Annotated in this window: 6 protein-coding genes; 2 read left to right on the top strand and 4 right to left on the bottom strand. The window is 74.3% G+C overall.

Translation table 11 applies throughout. The features are described 5' to 3' along the window. Positions 1-57: 57 nt before the first annotated feature. Both MUY22_RS28210 and MUY22_RS28205 read right to left on the bottom strand, forming a co-directional pair. A complete protein-coding gene (locus tag MUY22_RS28210; RefSeq protein ID WP_247049457.1) occupies positions 58-15504 on the bottom strand; it encodes a type I polyketide synthase in 15447 nt (5148 codons plus the stop codon). Positions 15505-15780: 276 nt separating this feature from the next. Continuing rightward, positions 15781-16350, bottom strand: a complete 570-nt coding sequence (locus MUY22_RS28205) for a YceI family protein (protein ID WP_247049455.1) — start codon at positions 16348-16350, stop codon at positions 15781-15783. A gap of 354 nt (positions 16351-16704) precedes the next feature. Here MUY22_RS28205 and MUY22_RS28200 point away from each other — a divergent pair, with 354 nt between their 5' ends. Further along, positions 16705-17550 (top strand): hypothetical protein, encoded by an 846-nt coding sequence (locus MUY22_RS28200; RefSeq protein ID WP_247049453.1) that lies wholly within the window; start codon positions 16705-16707, stop codon positions 17548-17550. On the opposite strand, the gene MUY22_RS28195 is transcribed toward MUY22_RS28200, so the two are convergent. Both MUY22_RS28195 and MUY22_RS28190 read right to left on the bottom strand, forming a co-directional pair. Then, the gene (locus MUY22_RS28195) at positions 17486-19135 is read right to left on the bottom strand and encodes a bifunctional 3-(3-hydroxy-phenyl)propionate/3-hydroxycinnamic acid hydroxylase (protein WP_247049451.1); all 1650 of its coding nucleotides are present in this window, start codon (positions 19133-19135) and stop codon (positions 17486-17488) included. The genes MUY22_RS28200 and MUY22_RS28195 overlap by 65 nt on opposite strands. Beyond that, on the bottom strand, positions 19113-22058 hold the full coding sequence (locus MUY22_RS28190; protein ID WP_247049449.1) for an AMP-binding protein: 2946 nt from the start codon (positions 22056-22058) through the stop codon (positions 19113-19115). The genes MUY22_RS28195 and MUY22_RS28190 overlap by 23 nt, the downstream gene beginning before the upstream one ends. A 162-nt stretch (positions 22059-22220) precedes the next feature. Here MUY22_RS28190 and MUY22_RS28185 point away from each other — a divergent pair, with 162 nt between their 5' ends. Beyond that, complete coding sequence (locus MUY22_RS28185; RefSeq protein WP_247049447.1) at positions 22221-23243, top strand: 3-dehydroquinate synthase; 1023 nt, start codon at positions 22221-22223, stop codon at positions 23241-23243. Positions 23244-23254 lie beyond the last annotated feature (11 nt).

The following is a 23254-nucleotide window of genomic DNA, read 5'->3' as shown; positions in this document are numbered from 1 at the left end:
CTGGGGACGTGGCCATGTGCGTTCTCCGTACTCCGCTTCCGTTCCGGGGCTTGCCGCCTACTGGCCGGCGCTGCGCAGTGCCTGCTTCACGAGATCGCCCGCGTCCATGTCGTCGATGGCGTCGATCTCACTTGCTTCGTGCCCGCCGGTTTCGGGCTCGGCCGAGCCGGCGAGCCGGAGCAGCGTGTCCAGCACCCCGGCATCTCGGAACCGGCTCAGCGGCGTCGCGGACAGCACCCGGCGGAGTTCGTCCTCACGGGACTCGCCGGTGGTGCCGCTGGTGTCGCTCCGGTCGGGAAACAGTTCCGTGCGCAGGTGTTTCGCCAGTACCGCCGGCTTCGGGTAGTCGAAGACCACGGTCGCGGGCAGGCGCAGGCCGGTGACCCTGGTCAGCCGGTTGCGCAGTTCGACCGCGGTCAGCGAGTCGAACCCCAGCTCCTTGAACGCCGTCTCCGCGTCGAGAGTCTCCTTCGTCGTGTGGCCCAGCACGGCCGCCACGCCGGTGAGCACCAGGTCCACGAGCGCGCTTTCCTGCTCGATCGCGGTGACCTCGGCCAGCCGCCGCGCCCAGGACTCCCCGGACACCGCGGCCGACTCCGCTGTCCGCCGCGTCGCGCGGACGAGACCCCGCATGATCGCCGGGACCGTGCCGTCCGACGCGCGGACCGCGGCCGGGTCGAAGTGCATCGGCACCAGCGCGGCCTCGGTGCTCCCCAGCGCGGCGTCGAACAACGCCATCCCGTCGTCGGTGGACAGCGGCCGCACGCCGCCGCGGCCGATCCGGCCGCGATCGGTGGCGTCGAGGTGGTGGGTGAGGCCGCTGGTCTCGGCCCAGTAGCCCCAGGCCAGCGACGTGGCGGCGGTGGCGGTGGTGTCCCAGTGCTGGGCCGCGGCGTCGAGGAAGGCGTTGGCGGCGGCGTAGTTGCCTTGGCCCGGGTTGCCCAGCACGCCGGCGCCCGAGGAGAACAGCACGAACGCGGCCAGGTCGAGCCCCTGCGTCAGCTCGCGCAGGATCAGGGCCGCGTCGGCCTTGGGACGGAGCACGGTGTCGAGCCGCCGCGGGGTCAGCGCGGACACCACGCCGTCGTCGAGCGCGCCGGCGGCGTGCACGACCGCGGTCAGCGGGTGCTCGGCCGGAACCGCGGCCAGTACCGCGGCCACCGCGTCCCGGTCCGCCACGTCACACGCGACCACCCGCACCTCCGCGCCCAGCTCGGTCAGCTGCCCCACCAGGTGCCGCGCACCCGCCGCGTCGGGCCCACCGCGGCTGAGCAGCACCAGGTGCCGCACCCGGTGCTGGGCGACCAGGTGCCAGGCCAGCAGCCCGCCCAGGGTCCCGGTGCCACCGGTGATCAGGACCGTGCCGCGCGGGTCCAGCCGGCGCGGCATGCGCAGCACGACCTTGCCCACGTGCCGGGCCTGGCTCATGAACCGGAACGCCGCCGGCGCCCGCCGGACGTCCCGCACCGTGATCGGCAACGGCTCCAGCTGCCCGCTCTCGAACAGCTCCACCAGCTCCCGCAGCAGCTGCCGGATCCGGTCCGGGCCCGCCGACCGGCCCAGGTCGTAGGCCTGGTACCGCACTCCCGGGTAGGCCGCCGCGACCGCTTCGGCGTCGCGGATGTCGGTCTTGCCCAGTTCCAGGAAGCGGCCGCCCGCGGGCAGCAACCCCAGCGAGGCCTCCACGAACTCACCGGACAACGAGTTGAGCACCACGTCGACCTCGCCGAACCGGTCCGCGAAGCCGACCGTCCGCGAACTGCCGATGTGCGCGTCGTCCAGGCCTTCCTCGCGCAGTGCGGCCCACTTGGCCGGACCGGCCGTGCCGAACACCTCCGCTCCCAGGCACCGCGCCAGCCGCACCGCGGCCATCCCGACCCCGCCGGTGGCCGCGTGCACCAGCACCCGGTCCCCCGCACCGACGCCGCCGAGGTCCCGCAGCCCGTACCAGGCCGTCAAGAACGCGATCGGTACCGACGCCGCCACCTCGAACGACCAGCCGCAGGGCACGGCGACGACCAGCCGCTCGTCGACGACCACCAGCGGACCGAAGCCACCGACGGCCCCGTCGAGGATCCCCATCACGCGGTCTCCGGCGGCGAACCCGAGCACGCCGGGCCCGATCTCCGTCACGACGCCGGCGAACTCGCCACCCAGGCCTTCCTGACCGGGCACCATGCCCAGCGACACCAGCACGTCGCGGAAGTTCACCCCCGCCGCCCGCACCTCGACCCGGACCTCGCCGGCGGCGAGCGGCCGCAGCACCTCGGGCGCGGGCACCAGGGCCAGGCTTTCCAGCGTCCCGGCTCCCGTGCTCGCCAGCTGCCACGCCGGGTCACCCGGCAGCACCAGCTCCGCGTCCGCCGTCACCCGGGCCAGCCGCGGCAGCAGGACCGTTCCGCCGCGGATCGCCGCCTGCGGCTCACCGGACGCGACCACCGCCGCCACCGCCGCCCGGGACTCCGGGCCGTCCACGTCCACCAGCACGATGCGCCCCGGGTTCTCCGACTGCGCCGACCGGACCAGCCCCCACACCCCGGCCGCCGCCGGCTCGCGGACGGGCTCGCCGTCCTGGGCGGCGACCGCGCCCCGGGTCAGCACCACGAGCCGGGTGGTGCCCGTTTCCGGCCGGTCGAGCCACTGCTGCACCTCGGCCAGGACGTGCCCCACCGAGGCACGAAGACCGGCGGCGTCGAACGTCGTGCCGGGGACGTCCAGGACGTCCCACTCCGGCGGGTCGGTGACCTCGGGCAGCGCCGTCGCGGTCCAGCCGACCCGGAACAGGGAGTCGGCGACGGTGGAGGTGCTTCGCGACGGTGCCGCCGGACGCAGGGTCAGCGAGGTGACGGTGGCGACGGGTGTCCCGGCCTGGTCCGCCGCGACGAGCGACAGGCTGTCCGCGCCGGTCCGCACCGCCCGCACCCGCAGGGCCGACGCGCCCGAGGCGTGCAGGGTCACGCCGGTCCACGAGAACGGCAGGAGCTTCCGGCCGCTCGCCGGATCGGCGGACGCGGCGAAGTCGGTGCTGTGCAACGCCGCGTCGAGCAGTGCCGGGTGCAGCCCGAACCCGCCCGCGCCCGCGCCGTCGCCGGGCAACGCGACCTCGGCGAAGACCTCCTCGCCCCGCGTCCACACCTTCCGCAGCCCCCGGAACACCGGGCCGTAGCCGAAACCGGCCGCCGCCAGGCCGTCGTAGAAGCCGGTGAGATCGGCCGGTTCGGCGTCGGCCGGGGGCCACGCCGTCAGATCGAAGGCCGGGGCCGGCTCGACGGCGGTCAGCGTGCCTGCGGCGTGCCGCGTCCACCTTCCGCGGTCGTCGGTGTCGTCGCGGCTGTGGACGCGGACCGCCCGGCGCCCGGTCGCGTCGGCGTCGTCCACCACGACCTGCAGCTGAAGCGCGCCCCGCTCGGGCAGCACCAGCGGGGCCTCGACGACGAGCTCTTCGACGACCGGGCAGCCGGCCTCGTCGCCGGCCCGGATGGCCAGCTCCAGGAACGCCGTGCCCGGCAGGAGCACGACGCCGGAGACGGCGTGCCCGGCCAGCCACGGGTGCGACCGCGTGGAGATCCGCCCGCTGAGCACCACGCCGTCGCCGTCGGCCGGCCGCAGGGCCGCGCCCAGCAGCGGGTGCCCCGGGGAACGCAGGCCCGCGGTCGCCACGTCGCCGGCCGGCTCGGGGATGTCGAGCCAGTAGTGGTCGTGCTGGAAGGCGTAGGTCGGCAACTCCAGGTGCGCGCCGGGACGGGGCACCGGCCAGGTGACCGGGATCCCCCGGACGTGCAGCTCGGCGAGGCTGGTCAGCAGCCGCCGCGGTCCGCCGTCGCCGCGGCGCAGCGTGCCGGTCACGACGGTCGGGACCCGGTCGTGGGCGTCGAGCGTGTCCTGGACGCTGGTGGTCAGCACCGGATGCGGGCTCACCTCGACGAACGCGCGGTGGCCCTGCTCCAGCAGCGCCTCGATCGCGGGCGCGAACCCGACCTGGTGGCGGAGGTTGCGGTACCAGTACCCGGCGTCCAGTTCCGCGCCGTCCACCCATTCCTGGGTGACGGTCGAGAACATCGGCACCCGCGCCGGGCCGGGCCGCAGGCCGGCCAGGTCCCGCGCCAGCCGCTCGCGGAGGGTTTCGACGTGCCGGGTGTGGGAGGCGTAGTCGACCGGGATCAGCCGCGCCCGCACGCCGTCCTGCTCGCAGGCGGCCCGCAGCCGGGCCAGCGCGTCGGGGTCACCCGCGACCACCACGGACGCCGGGCCGTTGACCGCCGCGAGCTCGACCCGCCCGTCCCAGGGCCGCAGCCGCTCGGCGGCCTGCCCGGCCGGCAACGCCAGCGACAGCATGCCGCCGCGGCCGGCCAGCGAGGTGGCGATGGCCTGGCTGCGCAGCGCCACGACTTCGGCCGCGTCCGCCAAGGACAACGCGCCCGCCACACAGGCGGCGGCGATCTCACCCTGCGAATGCCCGACGACCGCGTCCGGCGTCACGCCCTGCGCGCGCCACACCTCGGCCAAGGCCACCATCACGGTGAACGACGCCGGCTGGACGACGTCCACCCGGTCCAGCTCGAGCGCGTCCCGCAGCACCTCGGTCACCGACCAGTCCACCCACGGCGACAGCGCTTTCTCGCACTCCGCCACGACCTCGGCGAACACCGGTGACACCGCGAGCAGCTCGCGACCCATCCCGACCCACTGCGCGCCCTGGCCGGGGAACACGAACACGCACTTGCCGTCGACGTCCGCCACGCCCGAGACCGCCCCGTCGCCCGCGGCCAGGGCGCGCAGTCCGGCGACCGCCTCCCGGCGGTCCGCCGCCAGGACCACCCCGCGGTCCGGCAGCGTCGCCCGCGTCGTCACCAACGCCGCGCTCACCGCCGCCGGGGAGACGTCGTTCTCGTCCACAAAGGACGCCAGCCGGGCCGCCTGGCCACGCAGTCCCGCCGCACCGCGGCCCGAGACCACCAACGGCACCAGCGCATCCGGCGCCACCACGGGTTCTTCGTCGACCGGGTGCTCGGGTGCTTGTTCGAGGATCAGGTGGGCGTTGGTGCCGCTGATCCCGAACGACGACACCCCCGCCCGACGCGGCCGACCCGCCTCCGGCCACGCACGCGACTCCGTCAGCAACCGCACCGCACCGACGGACCAGTCCACCTTCGGCGACGGCTCGTCGACGTGCAACGTCCGGGGCAGCACCCCGCGCCGGATCGCCTCGATCATCTTGATCACCCCGGCGATGCCGGCGGCGCCCTGGGTGTGCCCGATGTTGGACTTCACCGAACCCAGCCACAACGGCTCTTCCCGATCTTGCCCATACGTCGCCAGCAACGCCTGAGCCTCAATCGGATCACCCAGCGATGTGCCCGTGCCATGTGCTTCAACGGCGTCCACATCGGACACCGACAGACCGGCATTCGCCAGCGCCGCCCGGATCACCCGTTGCTGCGACGGGCCGTTCGGCGCCGTCAACCCGTTCGACGCACCGTCCTGGTTGACCGCGGAACCCGCCACCACGCCCAGCACCCGGTGCCCCGCCGCCTGCGCGACCGACAAGGGCTCCAGCAAGATCAAGCCGACGCCTTCACCCCACCCCGTACCGTCCGCGGCGCCCGCGAACGGCTTGCAGCGGCCGTCGCCGGCCAGCCCGCGCTGCCGGCTGAACTCCACGAACGGGCCGGGCAGCGCCATCATCGACGCGCCTCCCGCGAGGGCCATCGAGCATTCGCCGCGCCGCAACGCCTGCGCCGCCAGGTGAATCGCCACCAGCGACGACGAACACGCCGTGTCCACCGTCAACGCCGGCCCTTCGAGCCCCAGCGAGTACGACACGCGGCCCGACGCGACGCTGGCCGAGGTACCGGTCAGCCGGTAGCCCTCGAGGTCTCCGGGCGCCAGGTGGATCCGCACGGCGTAGTCGTGGTTGATCACCCCGGCGAACACGCCGACGTTCTGCCCGTGCAGGGAAAGCGGGTCGATGCCGGCGTTTTCGAGCGTCTCCCACGACGTCTCGAGCAGCAGCCGCTGCTGCGGATCCATCGCGAGGGCCTCACGCGGGCTGATCCCGAAGAACCCCGCGTCGAAACCGGCCGCGTCCGCCAGGAATCCCCCTTCGCGGACGTACGACTTCCCGGCCCGATCGGGGTCCGGGTCGAACAGCCCGTCGAGATCCCAGCCGCGGTCGTCCGGGAACGCGCCGATCGCGTCGACCCCGCCGGCGACCAGGTCCCACAACTCCGCGGGCGACGAGACCCCGCCCGGGAACCGGCACGACATGCCGATGACGGCGATCGGGTCGTCCGCGACCGAGGCGACGGCCACCGGAGCGGCCGGCGTCTCGTCGTCACCCAGCAGCCCGGTCCGCACGTAGCGGGCGAGAGCTTCCGGGGTGGGGTAGTCGAAGACAGCCGTGGCCGGCAGGCGCAGACCCGTGACCGCGCTGACGCGGTTGCGCAGCTCGACGGCGGTCAGCGAGTCGAAACCGGCATCCTTGAACGCTTTGGTGCTGCCGATCGCCTCGACGGTGGCGTGGCCGAGCACGATGGCCGCCTCGCCGCGGACGAGGTCGACGAGCACGCGTAAGCGCTCCGGCTCCGCCAGGTCGCGCAACCGCTGCGTCAGCCCGCCCGCGGCGGCGGTGCCCGTCGTCGCGACGCGCCTGCCCGGCCGGACCATGCCGCGCAGCAAGGGCGAAACCGGCCCCGAGGCGCTGTTCTCGCGGAGACTCGCGAGGTCGAGCTTCACCGGCACCAGCGCGGCTTCGGTGGACCTCAGTGCGGCGTCGAACAAGGCGAGGCCTTCTTCGGTGGAGAGGCCGGTGACGCCGCTTCGCCGGTGACGCGACAGGTCCGTGTCGTCGAGGTGCCCGGTGAGGCCGCTGGTCTGCGTCCAGTAGCCCCAGGCCAGCGACGTCGTGGGGGCGGTGGTCGTGTTCCACCGCTGCGCCGCGGCGTCGAGGAAGGCGTTGGCGGCGGCGTAGTTGCCCTGGCCGGGGTTGCCCAGCACGCCGGCGCCGGAGGAGAACAGCACGAACGCGGCCAGGTCGAGCCTGCGCGTCAGCTCGTGCAGGATCTCCGCCGCGTCGGCCTTCGGCCGCAGCACGGCGGCGACCCGCTCCGGGGTCAGCGCGGAGACCACCCCGTCGTCCAGCGCGCCCGCGGTGTGCACGACGGCGGTCAGCGGATGCTCGGCCGGGACCCGGGCCAGGGCCGCGGCCACCGCGTCCCGATCCGCCACGTCACACGCCAGCACCTGCACCCCGGTGCCCAGTTCGCGCACCAGCTCCGCCGCACCCGCGGCGTCGGGACCGCCGCGGCTGAGCAGCAAGAGGTGCCGCACACCGTGCTCGGTGACCAGGTGCCGGGCCAGCAAGCCGCCCAGGGTCCCGGTGCCACCGGTGATCAGGACCGTGCCGTCCGGGTCCAGGGTCCGCGGCATGCGCAGCACGACCTTGCCCACGTGCCGGGCCTGGCTCATGAACCGGAACGCCTCCGGTGCCCGCCGGACGTCCCACAGGGTCACCGGCAACGGCTCCAGCTGCCCGCTCTCGAACAGCTGCACCAGCTCCCGCAGCAGCTGCTGGATCCGGTCCGGGCCCGCGGTCCGCCCGAGGTCGTAAGCCTGGTACTCGACGCCCGGATACGCAGCCGCGACCGCCTGCGCGTCACGGATATCCGTTTTGCCCATCTCCAGGAACCGGCCACCCGCGGACAGCAGGCTCAGCGAGGCCTCCACGAACTCACCCGACAGCGAGTTCAGCACCACGTCGACGCCGTCGAAGCGGTCCGCGAACTCCACCGTCCGGGAACTGCCGATGTGCGCGTCGTCCAGCCCTTCGGCCCGCAGCACGTCCCACTTGGCCGGGCTCGCGGTCCCGAACACGGCCGCCCCGAAACAGCGGGCCAGCCGCACCGCCGCCAGCCCCACCCCGCCCGCGGCCGCGTGCACCAGCACCCGGTCGCCGGTCCCCACGCCGGCCAGGTCCCGCAGCCCGAACAGCGCCGTCAGGAACGCCACCGGAACCGACGCCGCCCGCTCGAACGACCACCCGGCGGGCACCTCGACCACCAGGCGCTCGTCCACGACCACCACCGGGCCGAAACCGCCGAACGCCCCGCCCAGGATGCCCATCACCCGGCTCCCGGTGACCACCCCGGACACTCCCGGGCCGACCTCGGTCACCACCCCGGCGAACTCGCCACCCAGGCCTTCCTGACCGGGCACCATGCCCAGCGACACCAGCACGTCGCGGAAGTTCACCCCCGCCGCCCGCACCTCGACCCGGACCTCGCCGGCGGCGAGCGGCCGCAGCACCTCGGGCGCGGGCACCAGGGCCAGGCCTTCCAGCGTGCCCGCGGCGCCGCTTTCCAGCCGCCACGCGGGCGAGCCGGCCGGCGGCGCCAGCTCCGCGCCGCCGGTCGCCCGGACCAGCCTCGGCAGCAGCACCGTGCCGCCGCGCACGGCTGCCTGCGGCTCACCCGAGGCCACCACCGCCGCGATCATCCCCCGCGACGGCTCCGAGCCGTCCACGTCCACCAGCACGATCCGGTCCGGGTGTTCCGACTGCGCCGAGCGCACCAGGCCCCACACCCCGGCCGATCCGGGCTCGACGAACACGCCCGGGTCGTCCACGGCCATCGCGTGGCGCGTCACGACGACGAGACGCTCGTCGCCGGTCCGCTCCTCCGCGAGCCACCGCTGTACCGCCTGCAGCGTGTACCCGACGGCCGCCCGGGCATCCCGCGCGTCGGCGGGTACTTCGACCAGCGTCATCGGACCGGGCTCGGCGACGGGTTCGACGGGGGTCGCGCTCCACTCGACGCGGAACAGGGAGTCCGCCGCCGCGTCGCGGGACGCGCCCAGCCGGTCGGTGGCCACCGGCCGCAGGACCAAGGAGCCGATCGACGCCACCGGCGCACCGGCCGGGTCGGTCACCTCGAGGGAAACGCCGTCGGCGCCCACGGGCACCGCCCGCACGCGCAGGGCCGAAGCCCCGGACGCGTGCAGGGCGACGCCGTTCCAGGCGAAGGGAAGCGGGGTCTGCCCGGGGGCCGGCTGCTGACCCGCGCAGAAGGTGCTCGCGTGCAGCGCGGCGTCGAGCAGGGCCGGGTGCAGGCCGAACCCGGCCGCCTCCGCACCGTCGCCTGGCAGCGCCACCTCGGCGAAGACCTCGTCGCCCCGCGTCCACACCTTCCGCAGGCCCTGGAACACCGGGCCGTACTCGTACCCGGCGGCGAACTGCCGCGGGTAGAAGCCGTCGACGTCGACCGCCACCGCACCGGCCGGCGGCCAGCCGGCGAGATCGGCGGACGGCGCTTTCGCGTCCGGTACAAGGACACCGCTCGCGTGCCGGACCCAGCCCGGGGCGGAACCGGCTGTGGAGTAGACGCCGAACCGCCGTCGCCCGTCCTCGTCCGGCTCCTCGACCTGGAGCTGGATCCGGACCGCGTCCCGCGGGGGCAGTACCAGGGGCGTTTCGATGATCAGCTCGTCGACGACCGGGCAGCCGACCTCGTCACCACCCCGGATCGCCAGCTCCACGAACACCGTTCCCGGCACCAGCACCACACCCGAGACCGCGTGATCGGCCAGCCACGGATGCGTCCGCACCGACAACCGGCCCGTGAACAACACGCCTTCACCGGCGGCCACGCTCGTCGAGGCGCCCAGCAACGGGTGTTCCGGGGACACCAGGCCCGCACCCGAGACGTCTCCCGACGCCGACGTCGCGTGCAGCCAGAAGCGCTCACGCTGGAACGCGTACGTCGGCAGCTCCACCCGCCGGCCACCGGTCCCGGCGAACCGGCCCGGCCAATCGACGTTCACGCCACGCACGAACAGCTCCGCCGCACTCGCCAGCAACCGCCGCAGGCCGCCGTCGTCGCGGCGCACCGTCCCCGTGACCACGGCCGGGCTTCCGTCCTGGGTGTCGAGGATGTCCTGGATGCCGGCGGTCAGCACCGGATGCGGGCTGACCTCGACGAACGCGCGGTGTCCCTGCGCCGCGAGCGTCTCGATCGCGGCGGCGAACCCGACCGGGTGCCGCAGGTTGCGGTACCAGTACCCGGCGTCCAGCTCCGCGCCCTGAACCCATTCCTGGGTGACGGTCGACCACATCGGGATCCGGGTCGCGGTGGGCTCGATGCCGGCCAAGTCCTGGGCCAGCCGCTGCCGCAGGGCTTCGACGTGCCGGGTGTGGGAGGCGTAGTCCACCGGGATCATCCGGGCCCGCACACCGTCGCCGTCGCAGGCCGCTCGCACCTCGGCCAGCGCGTCCGGATCACCGGCGACCACCACCGAGGCGGGACCGTTGACCGCCGCGATCTCCACCCGACCGTCCCAGGCCAGCACGCGTTCCGCGGCCCGCTCGACCGGTAAGGCCAGCGACAGCATCCCGCCGCGGCCGGCCAGCTCGGTCGCGATGGCCTGGCTGCGGAGCGCGACCACCTTCGCCGCGTCCTCCAGGGACAGCCCGCCCGCCACGCACGCGGCCGCGATCTCGCCCTGGGAGTGCCCGACGACCGCGTCCGGCGTCACGCCCCACGACCGCCACACCGCGGCCAGGCCCACCATCACCGTGAACGACGCCGGCTGCACGACGTCGACCCGGTCCAGCCCGGGAGCACCGGGCGCGCCCTGCAGGACCTCGGTCACCGACCAGTCCACCCACGGCGCCAGCGCCTTCTCACACTCCGCGACCACACCCGCGAACACCGGCGACGCCGCCAGCAGCTCCCGGCCCATGCCCGCCCACTGCGCGCCCTGGCCCGGGAAGACGAACACCCGCTTGCCTTCGACGTCCGCCACACCCGAGATCACGCCCACTCCGGACGCGCCGTCGGCCAGCGCCCGCAGCCCCGCGACGGCCTCGCCGCGGTCGGCGGCCAGGACGACGGCGCGATCGGGCAGCGTCGCCCGGGTCGTCACCAAGGCGCGCCCCACGTCGGCCGGCGACACGTCATCGTGGTCCACAAAGGTCGCCAGCCGTGCGGCCTGCCCCTGCAGCCCGGTCGTCCCGCGACCCGACACCACCAGCGGCACCACATCGAGCACCTCTACGGGCTCGTCATCAGGTGTGCTGTCGAATTCTGGCGCCTGCTCGACGATCACGTGGGCGTTGGTGCCGCTGATCCCGAACGACGACACCCCCGCCCGCCGCGGACGACCTGCCTCCGGCCACGCGCGCGACTCCGTCAACAGCCGCACGGCACCGGCGGACCAATCCACCTCCGGCGTCGGCTCGTCGACGTGCAACGTCGCGGGCAACACGCCGTGGCGCATCGCCTCGACCATCTTGATCACACCGGCAACACCCGCAGCGCCTTGCGTGTGCCCGATGTTGGACTTCACCGAACCCAGCCACAACGGCTCGACCCGATCCTGACCATAAGTCGCCAGCAACGCCTGCGCCTCGATCGGATCACCCAACGACGTCCCCGTACCGTGCGCCTCAACAGCGTCAACATCGGACACCGACAGGCCCGCGCTCGCCAGCGCAGCCCGGATCACCCGCTGCTGCGACGGACCGTTCGGCGCCGTCAAACCATTCGACGCACCGTCCTGGTTCACCGCCGAACCCGCCACCACACCCAGCACCCGATGCCCGGCCGCCCGGGCCGCCGAAAGCCGCTCCAGCAGGACCAGCCCGGCACCTTCACCCCAGCCCGTACCATCCGCGGCCCCCGCGAACGGCTTGCACCGGCCATCTGCAGCCAGACCGCGCTGCCGCGAAAACTCCACGAACGACACCGGCGTCGCCATCACCGTCACGCCACCAGCGAGGGCCATCGAGCACTCACCACGACGCAACGCCTGCGCCGCAAGGTGAATCGCCACCAGCGACGACGAACACGCCGTATCGACCGTCAACGCCGGACCCTCGAACCCCAGCGAATACGACACCCGGCCCGACGCCACGCTCCCGGCGGTCCCGGTCCCCATGTAGCCCACCAGGTCCGGCGGCACCTGGTCGTCGCCGGGGCCGTAGTCGTGGTGCATCACGCCGGCGAAGACACCGACACTGCCGCCCCGCAACGAAACCGGGTCGATGCCCGCGTTTTCGAACGTCTCCCACGAGGCTTCCAGCAGCAGCCGCTGCTGCGGATCCATGGCGAGGGCCTCACGCGGGCTGATCCCGAAGAACCCGGCGTCGAAGTCCGCGGCGTCGTGGACGAATCCGCCCTCGCGGACGTACGACTTGCCCGCCCGGTCCGGGTCCGGGTCGAACAGCCGGTCCAGGTCCCAGCCGCGGTCGTCCGGGAACGCCGAGACCGCGTCGCCCCCGGCCGCGACCAGGTCCCACAACGCGGCCGGCGACGCGACCCCGCCGGGGAGGCGGCACGCCATCCCCACGATGGCGATCGGATCGTCCACATCGGACGCGGCGGCGACCGGCGCGGCCACCGCGGCGCCGCCGCCCAGCAGCTCGGTCCGCAGGTGCCGGGCGACCGCGCCCGGGTTCGGGTAGTCGAAGGCCAGCGTGGCCGGCAGGTCCAGGCCGGTGGCGGCGCCGAGCCGGTTGCGCAGCTCGACCGCGTTCACCGAGGTGAACCCCAGCTCGCGGAAGGCGCGTTCCGCCGCCACCGAGCCGCCGCCGGGCAACCCCGTCACGTTCGCCACCTCGGCCCGCACCAGCTCCGCGAGCAAGCGGACCTGGTCGTCGCCGGACACGGCGGTCAGCCGGCGCCGCCACTCCGCGGTCGCCGCCGCTCCCGCCGGTGTGCGCTCGTCGCGCAGGCCGAGCAGGGCGCGCAGGAGTTTCGGCACCGCGCGCCGCTCGGCCACGCCACGCCAGGCCGGGAGGTCCAGGTGCAGGGCCACGAGCGAGCCGGGCCCGGCCGTGAGCGCGCCCTCGAAGATCGCGATTCCTTCGTCCACCGAAAGTGTTTCCGCCCCGGCGGTCCCCCGGCCGGCCGCCGGTTCCGCTTCCCACGCACCCCAGGAGACGGCCACGGCGGGCAGGCCGCGGACCCGGCGGTGGTGCGCCAAAGCCTCGAAGAACGCACTGGCGGCCGACGGGGCGCCGTCGGCCAGCAGCCCGGCCGCCGGAGAGGCCAGGACGAACGCCGAGACGTCGGTGCCGAGCGTCAGCTCGTGCAGGGTGGTCGCACCATCCACAACGGACGGATCGCTCGCGCCCTGGACGTGCACCACGGCGGTGACGGGGCGGCTGAGCCCGGCCAGCGCCGCCTCGAGCGCCGGGCGGTCGGCGGGCTCGGCCGCCAGCAGGGTGACGTCGGCGCCGTCGGCGGTCAGGTCCGCCCGCAGCCGCGCCGCGGTCTCGTCCGCCTCGCCTCGCGGGCTCAGCAGCAGGAGGTGCCGCACGCCCCGGGTGGCGACGAGGTGGCGGGCGATCGCTCCGGCGGGCAGCTCGGCCACGCCGGTGACCAGCACCGTGCCGGTGGCGTCGAACTCGGCGGCCGGTTCGGCGCCGGCCGCCGTCGACACCCGAGCGAGGCGCGGGACCAGGGCGGTGCCGGCGCGCACGGCCGACCGCGGCTCGCCCGCGGCGACGGCGTCGCGCAAGCCCGCACCCCACTCGTCGCCGCTCTCGCCGGGGTCCGCGAGCACCACGGACAACCGCTCCGGGTGCTCGGTCCGCGCCGCCCACAGCGGCGCGTCGGCGAGCCCGCTCACCACGTCCGAGTCTTCGGGGCCGGCCACGCCGGGGACCACGACGACGAGACGGGTACCGGCGAACCGTTCGTCGGCAAGCCATCGCGGCAGCCAGGCGGTCAGGCCGGGCCCGGCCTCGTCGGCACGGTCCTCGCACCGGACGACGACGACGTCCGGAACCGGTTCGCCGCGGTCCACCGCCTCGTGGAAGCCGGCCGGGCCGTCGTACGTCGTCACCCGGGCGCCGGGCGCGCCGGCCAGGCCGGGGCCGACGACCGCCCAGCTCTCGTCCGAAGTGGACGGTGACGGCGCGGCCGGTACCCAGCTGGTGCGGAACAGGTTCTCGTGGTGCCCGCCGCCGACGGCCCGCAGCCGGGCCGGCGCGTCGAGCAGGGCGTGGCGCTTGACCTTCCCGGAAGCGGTCCGCGGGATCCCGTCGATCTGGTAGACGGCCTCGGGGACCTTGAAGTAGGACAGGCGTTCGCGGCACGCAGCCAGCACGTCGGCGGGATCGAAACCCCCGAGGCCCGGCACCACGAAGACCAGCGGGACCTCGCCCAGCACCTCGTGCGGCCGCCCCGCCACCGCGACGTCCGCCACACCCGTGACGTCCCGGACGACCTCTTCGACCTCACCCGGATGGATGTTCTCACCGGCCCGGATGATCAGTTCCTTGATCCGGCCCGTGATCGTCAGGAACCCCGACTCGTCACGACGGGCCAGATCCCCCGTCCGCAACCAGCCGTCCACCACCGCCTCGGCGGTCGCCGCCGGCTGGTTGTAGTACCCCAGCATCACGTTCGGACCCCGGACCCACACCTCGCCCTCGGCTCCGGCCGTTACGTCCGAACCCGACTCCACGCCCACCAACCGCAGCGCCAGCCCCTCCACCGGCAACCCGCACGACCCCTCGACCCGGCCGCCCCGCATGCCGTTCACCGTGATGGCACCACACGCTTCCGTGCTCCCGTACGCATCCACCAGGGGAACACCGAACAGATCCTCGAAAGACCGCCGCAACCCGGCCGACAGCACCGCGCCGCCCACCAGGCCCACCCGCGCGCCCGGCATCCCGACACCGCCGCCGGCCGACACCAGGTGGTGGTACACCGTCGGCACGCCGGCCAGCACGGTCGGCGAAAACTCCGCCACCGCACCCAGGACGTCCTCCGCCGAAAAGCCCGGCAGCACCCGGGCCGACGCGCCCACCGCCGCCACGCCCAGCACACAAACGATGTGCGACAACGAATGGAACAACGGCAACGGCCACAACACCCGGTCGGCCGGCGACAGCTCCAGAGCCGGCGCGTAGCTCGCCGCCGCCGACCACAGGCAGCTCCGCTGGGTCGACACCACGCCCTTGGGGCGGCCCGTCGTCCCCGACGTGTACAACACCCACGCCGGCTCGTCCAAGCCCAGGTCGTCACGCGCGGCCGCGACCGGGTCCGTTGTGGACAGTCGGTCGAACAGGACCGTGCCGGCCGGCGCCGCGTCACCGGTCACGAGGACGGCCAGCGGCACGCGGTCCGCCAGCACCCGCCGGACCTGGTCGAGGTGCTGGGGATCGGTGATCACCACGGCGGCGCCGCTGTCCGACAGGAAGTGCCGCAGCTCGGCGTCCGCGGACTGCGGGTTCAGGGGGACGCCGATCGCGCTCGCCCGCGTGATCGCGAAGTAGCTCTCCACGGCCTCGACGCAGTTGCCGAGGTAGATCGCCACCCGGTCGCCGCGACGCAGGCCCAGGTCGGCCAGGTGCCCGGCCAGCCGCCGCGTCCGCAGTTCCAGTTCCGCGTAGCTCACGCCACGCCGCGCGTCGGAGTAGGCGGTCTTGTCCCCGAACTCCTCCGCGTGCGCACGCAGCAGCTCGGGCAGAGGACGGATCAGCTCGGTACGCAGCATGCCGCAAACATCCCTCGGTCGAGTGAGACATCCTGACGCGGTCGGCGAACCACCGGGCCGCCGCACATCAGCGTGACGCCAGAAACCATTCGGACGGCGGACTCCCGCGAATCGGCCGTCCACCCCAGTCTCGCCGCTGATCCGGGTGAGGGGCCCCCTAGCCGCCCCCTGCACATCCCCAGGTTCGCCGCGCGCCGCCCGGCTCCCGGACGCGCACACGAAGACAGCCACGTTCCTGCCTGTGCGGCGGAAACGCGGCTGCCGGTAACGAAACGGTCAGTCCTTGACCGCCGACACGTCCAGCTCGAGGACGATCTTGTCGGACACCAGGAACCCACCGGCCTCCAGCGGCATGTTGAACTCCATGCCGAAGTCCGAGCGGGCGATCTCCGCCTTGCCCTCGAAACCGCTGCGGAGACTGCCCGTCAGGTCCTTGACGGTGCCGCCGTACTCCCAGTCGATGTCGACCGGCCGGGTGACACCGCGGATGGTCAGGTCACCGGTCATCCGGAACCGCGTGTCACCGGTCTGCTCGACGGCGGTGCTGGTGAACGTGAGCTGCGGGAAGGTGTCGGCGTCGAGGAGGTCGCCCGTGCGCAGGTGGTCGTCGCGGAGCTTGCTGCGGGTGTCGACGCTGGCGGCCTGGACCGACAGGGCCGCGCTCGACTCGGCCGGCTTCTCCGCGTTCAGGATCAGGGTGCCCTCGAACTCGTTGAAGTTGCCGCGCACCTTCGTCACCATCGCGTGCCGGGCGACGAAGCCGATGCGGGAGTGCAGGGGATCCAGCTGGTACGAACCACTCACCTCGGGATCGATGGGCGAGAACGGCACTGCGGCATTACTCATGGTTCGTCGGACCTCTCGTGTTCGGACCGGATCTCTTCATTGCGCGACGCTAGCGGCGCGGAGCACCACGCCTCCCCCCTGACCACCCCCCTTGCCGCCGCACGATTCCCGGGACCCCAAGGGGGGTCGGCTTTCCCCGGCGGCCGGCTCGCCCCGGCGCGGTAGGGTCGTTCCGATTCGCCCGCGCACGCGCACACCCCGGTGGCCCCCCCTAAGGCATCCCAGACTTCCGCGCGGCCGGAGCCGCGGCCGGGCTCCGGTGGTAGGAATCGGTCGTCACCGCTTTCCGCGGAACGACCTGCGGCCGAACGGGCCGAGTGAGCACCGGTAGCCGGCGAATCGAAAGTCGAGTTCATGACCGACGAATGGTTTTCCCTCCACCTCCGCGACGAGAACCACCTTTCCGGACCGAACCCCACGGCGTGGGCCACGTGGAGCGCGGAGCTCGAGACGATCCGGGAGCCGCACGCGGAACCCGGGGCCGCGCACTGGTTCTTCGACCCGCTGGACGACGGTTTCGCGCTGTGGGTGCACACCGGTGCCTGGCATCGCCACGAAATCGTCCGGCGGTTCCAGCACGCCGCGGCGCGCCGCGGCTGGCGCCTGGCCCAGCGGGCGGGTGACCCGCCGACCGGGCAGTTCGCGGACCCGCTGGGGCGGCGCCGCGCCGAGGAACTGGCGACGGTGTCCAGCGAACTGGCCCTCGACCTGTGCCTGGCGGGCGAACCCACCGAAGGCTCCGGCCTGCCGACGGCGGTGCTGCACCTGTGGTCGCTGCTCGGAGCGGTGAGCGACGCCGCCCGCGCGTCGTTCCTGTTCTCCTGCTGGGAACACTGGACGCGCGGGATGCGCCCGGGCCGGCGGGTCGCGCTGGCCGGGCTGGCCGTCCAGGCGGCGGACTCGGCGCTGGCACGGGCCGGGGACCTGCGCGCCGACGGGCGGTTCCGCGACGCGTGGCACCGCCAGCTGCACCTCGTCGAGCGGGTCGCGCGCGACGAGGCGTCCACCGGGGCCACGCCGGTGCACTACCTGATGTTCGAGCACGCCAAGAGCAGCGCGCCCCGGCTCGGCCTGCCGCGCGACACCCTGGCCCTGGCGGCTTCCCTGCTGCGCACGGCGTTGCGGGACGGCACGGTCAGCGGGCGCCTGGCGGCACCGGTTCCGCCGGGATCCGGCCGGTCGGTGCCCGCGACGCGGTGAGCCGGCCGGCGGCGTCCCGCACCAGCCGTCGCAGGCCGTCCTCGTCCTCCGCGACGCCGAAGAGGTAGAAGTCCGGACGCACCAGCGCCGCCACCGCACCCAGACCGGCCAGGTACGGCAGGTAGACGTCGTCGACGTCGACGACGTCGTGCTCGGCGAGGTCGCCCGCCGCGGTGCCGGCCGGGCGCACCCGGACCGGCCGGGCGCCGATCGCGGCCAGCGAGCCCGCGTCGGGCACCGAGGCCACGTCCAGGGTGCTGATCAGCACGAAGCCCAGGCCGACGATCTCGTCGAACAGACCCGTGCGGCCACCGGCGGCCACCCGCGCCTGCGGGGTGGAGTCACCCGCGTGCGCGGCCGGGAGGCCGTCGGCACCGTGGTGCAGGAAACCGGTCACCAGCGCCTTGACCGCGGTCCGCTCCCGCGCCGGCGGGCCGATGTTCCGGCTGCGCGCGGTGAGCATGGCGCCGTCCCGGTCGGCGGCCGCGGCCGGGTTCACCACGCACACCACCTTGCCGAGCTCGACCGACATGGTCACCGCGTGCCGCACGTGGGCCCGGCGCTCGGCGGTGTAGGTGTCGAGCAGCGCCGCGTCCGCCACGCCGGCCAGCACGAAGTCGAGCTTCCACGCGAGGTTGGCCGCGTCCCGGAAGCCCGAACACATGCCCTGCCCGGCGAAGGGCGGCATGAGGTGGGCCGCGTCCCCCGCGATGAGCAGCCGGCCGGACTGCCAGTGATCCGCCCAGCTCGCCCGGAAGGTGTACACGGCGTGGCGGTCCAGCCGCGCGTTCTCGGGGGTGACGTCGACGAGGCGGAGCAGGCGCCAGGCGTTCCCGGCGTCGCCGAAGCCGCTCACCCGCTCCCCCGGCAGGCGCATGAACTCCCAGCGGCGGTGCCCGGGGCCCGCCGACACCGCGGTCCGCGGCCGGGCCGGATCGCAGATCTGCAGGTTGTTCGGCCGGAACTCGCGGGGCTCGCGCAGGGTCACGTCGCAGATCAGCCAGTCGTGGGCGAAGCCGAGATCCGTGCTGGTGGTCCCGATGCGGTCCCGGACGAAGCTGTTGGCCCCGTCGCACCCGATCACCCAGCTCGCGCGGAAGCTCCGGCGGGCGCCGCCGGATGTCTCGGCGGTCAGGTCGACCCCGTCGTCGCGCTCCGCCGTGTCCACCAGGGTGTGGCCGCGTAGCACCCGCAGGTTGGGCATGCTCGCACCGCGGGCGATCAACGCGGCTTCCAGTGCGGGCTGGTAGAACGACGTCGAATCCGGCCATGCGCAGTGGCCCCGTTCGGCGACGTCGAACTCGATCAGCGTCTGCCCGCGGGCGTTGCGCCAGGCGTACTCCCGTGACGGCTCGCCGAACTCGGCGAACGCGTCGCCGATCCCGGCCGCGGCGAGCAGGCGCGCGGCCTCGCTGTCGAACCCCACCGCGCGCGGCAGCGAGAAGGGCTCCGGCCACCGCTCCAGCACGACGACCCGCCACCCCCGTTGCGCGAGCAGGACCGACAGCAGCTGGCCCACCGGGCCGTAGCCCACGACGACCACGTCCGCGGCGGACTCTCCCTCAGCGGGCGACGTAAGCACCATCACTCTCCTCTTCCTGCCGGGGTGTCACGCGGCGATCACCCGCGGTCGGGTTCGCCGGGGCCAGGTCGATCAGGTCGTGCAGCACCACCGAGGCGTGGTCCGGGACCGGCCGCGCGCGCACGTTCGCGGGGTCGACCCGCAGCACGCACAGGGATCCCTGGCCGGCCGCGAGCGCCGCGTCGACCATGGCGAGTCCGTCCGAAGTGGACATCGGGCCGGCGCCGGGGAACCGGGACCGGCCCTCCTCCGCCAGCGGCCCCCACGCCAGCGCCAGCCCGGGCAGGCCGCGGCGCCGCCGGCGCAGGACGAGCGCCTCGCCGAAGGCGTCCACCGCGGCCTGCTCCGCCCGGCCCGCACCGCCGAGCGGACCGCAGGCGGACGTCACGAGGACGAACAGGCCCAGCTCGTCCCGCCGGGTCAGCTCGTGCAGGTTGACGAGGCCCCGGATCGCGGCGCCCACCGGGTACCGGGTGCTCGTCTCCTCCGCGTGCACCACGCCGGTGACGGCCCGCTTCCCGCCGTCGAGCAGGGTCGCGAGCGCCGGCCGGTCGGCGGCGGTCCCGGTCCCCAGCGTGATTTCGGTGCCCACGGCCGCGAACCGCGCGGTCAGCTCGGCCGCGACCGCGTCCGGCCAGCCGTCCGCGCTGAGCAGGAGCAGGTGCCGGACGCCGTGGGCGGTCGCCAGGTGCCGGGCGATCGCGGCGCCGCGCGGCCCGTCCGCGCCGGCGACCAGGACGGTGCCCGCCGGATCGACGGCGGGCCCCCGCCCGGGCTCGGCCGGGGCCGAGACGCGGGCCAGCCGGGGCACCAGCACGACACCGCCGCGGACGGCCGACTGGGTCTCGCCCGCGAGCACCGCCCTGATCAGCGCGGCCGTCCACGGGCACGACCCGGCGTCGACGTCCACGAGGCGGACCCGGGACGGGTGCTCGGCCTGCAGTGACCGCACCGCGCCCCAGATCGGCGCGTGCCGGAGCTCCCGCACGTCTTCCTGGTCGCTGGTGACGACCGCGCCGCGGGTGAGCACCACGACCGTCGAGGCGCTCTGCCGTTCGTCGGCGAGCCAGGCGGCCACTTCGGCGGTCAAGGCCCGCACGCCGGCTTCGACCGCGTCGCCGACGTCCTCGGCGGCACCACCGGCTGCCGGCAGCAGCACCAGCAGGTCGGGCGCCCGCCCCACGATCGCGGCGCGGAGCTCGCCCGGCGAGGTGCCGACGCGGATGTCCGGGCCGGCCCGGTCCGGGGACGCGGCCAGCCGCAGGCCGGCCGCCAGCGCGTCGCCGCCCGGGCCGGCCACGGCCCAGGAGCCCGTCAGCGCGGGCGGATCGAGCAGCAGCGGGCGGGGAACCCAGTCCATGCGCAGGAGCGACTCGTACTCGTCGTCGCCGATCGCCCGCAACCGGGCCGGCAGGTCGAGCAGCGCGTGGCGCTTGATCTTCCCGGACGCCGTGCGCGGCAAGCGGGTGATCTGGTAGACGGCCTCGGGCACCTTGAACGGCGACAAGCGCTCGTGGCACGCGGCCAGGACGTCGGCGGGATCGAAACCCTCGGGGCCCGGCACCACGAAGACCACCGGCACCTCGCCCAGCACCTCGTGCGGCCGGCCCACCACGGCCACGTCCGCCACCCCCGCTACGCCCCGGACGACGTCCTCCACCTCAGCCGGATGGACGTTCTCCCCCGCCCGGATGATCAGCTCCTTGATCCGGCCCGTGATCGTCAGGAACCCCGACTCGTCACGACGGGCCAGATCCCCCGTCCGCAACCAGCCGTCCACCAGCACCTCGGCGGTCGCCGCCGGCTGGTTGTAGTACCCCAGCATCACGTTCGGACCCCGGACCCACACCTCGCCCTCGCACCCCACACCCACGTCCGATCCCGAACCCACGCCCACCAGCCGCACCGCCAGACCCAGCACCGGCAGCCCGCACGACCCCGCCACCCGGCCACCCGAAACCCAGTTCACCGCGATCGCGCCGCACGCCTCGGTCGACCCGTACGCGTCCACCAGCGGGACACCGAAGATGTCCTCGAACGACCGCCGCAACCCCGCCGGCAGCACCGCGCCACCCACCAGACCCACGCGCACCCCCGACAAATCACCACCGCCCACCGAAACCAGGTGGTGGTAAGCGGTCGGCACCCCGGCCAGCACGGTCGGCCGGAACTCCGCCACCGCGCCCAGTACGTCGTCCGCCGCGAAACCCGGCAGCAACCGAGCCGACGCGCCCACCGCCACCACGCCGAGCACGCACACGATGTGCGACAACGAATGGAACAACGGCAACGGCCACAGCACCCGATCGTCCGGGCCCAGCCCGGCCACCGGGACGTAACACGCCGCCACCGACCACAGGCAGCTCCGCTGGGTCGACACCACGCCCTTGGGGCGGCCCGTCGTCCCCGACGTGTACAACACCCACGCCGGCTCGTCCAAGCCCAGATCGTCCCGCGCCGCGGCGCGGGGTTTCCGGGCCAGCAAGGCCTCCCAGGAAACGCAGCCGGGCACCGGCGGCTCGTCGCCCACCAGCACGATCCGCAGGTCCGAGCCGGCCGAAAGCCGGAGGAACCGCTCGACGTGGGCGTGGTCGGTGATCACCAGGCGGGCGCCGCAGTTGTCCAGCAGGTAGGCCAGTTCCGCGTCCGCCGACCGCGGGTCGACGGGCACGGCCAGCGCGCTCGCCCGGAGCACCGCGTAGTAGCTCTCCACGGTCTCCACCCGGTTCCCCAGGCAGATCATCGCGCGGTCACCCGGTTGCAGGCGCAGGTCGGCCAGGTGCCCGGCCACCCGCCGCGTCCGCAGTTCGAGCTGGGCGTAGGTGACCGACCGCCGCCCGTCCGCGAAGGCGATCCGGTCGGCGTGCCGGAAGGCGTTCTCCCGCAACAGTTCGAGCAGCGGGCGAATCAGGTCGGTACGCAGCATGCCACCACACCTCTCGCTCGCGCAGGCAAGGCCAGTCTCTCCGCTGCCGCCGGGGTGCTCCCCCCTGACCGCTCCCCGCAGGCCCCCTCAATCCGGGTCCGGCCGGGCACCCGCGTACTACCCTTCCGCCGTAGCCGATCCCAGACCGAAAGGCCGGTACCCGTGCCCAGCGAGAGCAGACGCGTCACCGTCGAACTGGCCGAGCGGTCCTATCCGGTGCACATCGGTTCCGGGGTGCGGCAAGCACTTCCCGGGATCGTCGGTCGTCTCGGCGCGCGCAAGGCGGTCGTCGTCACGGCGCGGCACGAGGCCGAGGTGCCCGATCCCGGTGTGCCGTACACGGTCGTCCCGGCCCAGGACGGGGAGGCGGCCAAGACGCTGGCGACCGTCGGGGAGCTCTGCCGCCGGTTCGTGGACTCCGGCTTGACCCGGTCGGACGTCGTCGTGTCCTGCGGCGGCGGCACGACGACCGACACCGTGGGCCTGGCTGCCGCGCTGTACCACCGGGGCATCCCGGTGATCCACCTGCCGACGTCGCTGCTCGCCCAGGTCGACGCGAGCGTGGGCGGGAAGACCGCGGTGAACCTGCCGGAGGGCAAGAACCTGGTCGGCACGTACTGGCAGCCCAGCGCGGTGCTCTGCGACCTCGACTACCTGGACACGCTGCCGGAGCGGGAATGGCTCAACGGGTACGGCGAGCTCGCCCGCTGCCACTTCATCGGCGCACCCGGCCTCAACGGACGGCCGCTGCTCGACCAGATCGCCGCCAGTGTCTCGCTGAAGGCCTGGATCGTCTCGGCCGACGAGCGCGACGCCGGCGTCCGGCACCTGCTCAACTACGGCCACACCCTGGGCCACGCCCTCGAACGGGCCACCGGCTTCGCGCTGCGGCACGGGGAGGGCGTCGCCATCGGCACGGTGTTCGCGGGCCGGCTCGCCGGCGAGCTCGGCCGGATCGGCCCGGCCCGCGTCGCCGAGCACCACGACGTGGTGACGAGCTACCGGCTGCCGGCCACGCTGCCCGCCGGGGTCGACGACCGCGAGCTGATCGCCCTGATGCGGCTGGACAAGAAGGCGACCACCGGCCTGGGTTTCGTGCTGGACGGACCGGCGGGCCCCGCCCTGGTCCGCGACGTGCCCGAGCACGTCGTCGCGAGCGCGCTGGCTTCGATGCCCCGGGACTGAGCCGCTGCCGC

Source organism: Amycolatopsis sp. WQ 127309, from assembly GCF_023023025.1.
In the GTDB taxonomy this organism is placed as follows: domain Bacteria; phylum Actinomycetota; class Actinomycetes; order Mycobacteriales; family Pseudonocardiaceae; genus Amycolatopsis.
This window is presented reverse-complemented; position numbering and strand designations above follow the sequence as displayed.